We start from the raw sequence: 513 nt of genomic DNA, 5'->3' as shown, positions 1-513 counted from the left end.
GAGCGCTTTATATATTTTTTTTGCCGTTTCCTGTATCCGTCCTCGCTCCTCTGCTGAAAGGTCTGCGGGAACGGTTATAACTGCGTTTTCAGAGCCTTTTTCCGGCTCGACTTCCTGATGAATACGAAAGATTCCGTACTGCAGCCTGATTTGGTCCACCTCGCCAACAGCTAACGCGGCACTGTTTCCCAATACCGCACAACCGACCTCACAGCCCGAAACAGCCTGCTCAATTAAGATTTTGCTGTCATATTGTCTTGCCGATTCAATTGCGTAGTCCAATTCGTCCGCGCTATTGACTTTTTTCACACCGAAGGATGAGCCTGAACGCGCCGGCTTAACAAAAACAGGATAGGTAAACGTAGCTGCCACCGGCCTATCATCTTTATTAATAACCCAAAAGGCGGGAGTAGCTATCCCAGCATTTTTCGCAACGATGTATGTCAACGATTTGTCCATACAAATTGCTGAGCTTTGAATATCGCAGCCTACAAAAGGGATACCGGACAATTC

General features: G+C 47.2%; 1 pseudogene. It reads right to left on the bottom strand.

Annotated features, from left to right (window positions below):
- Nucleotides 1–513, bottom strand: a pseudogene (locus tag HMPREF3166_RS03735) (D-alanine--(R)-lactate ligase); the annotation flags it as partial.

The sequence above is a fragment of the Corynebacterium sp. HMSC08A12 genome, from assembly GCF_001807485.1.
In the GTDB taxonomy this organism is placed as follows: Bacteria; Actinomycetota; Actinomycetes; order Mycobacteriales; family Mycobacteriaceae; genus Corynebacterium; species Corynebacterium evansiae.
The sequence above is the reverse complement of the archived record's forward strand: the minus strand, read 5'-3'. Positions and strand labels throughout refer to the sequence as shown.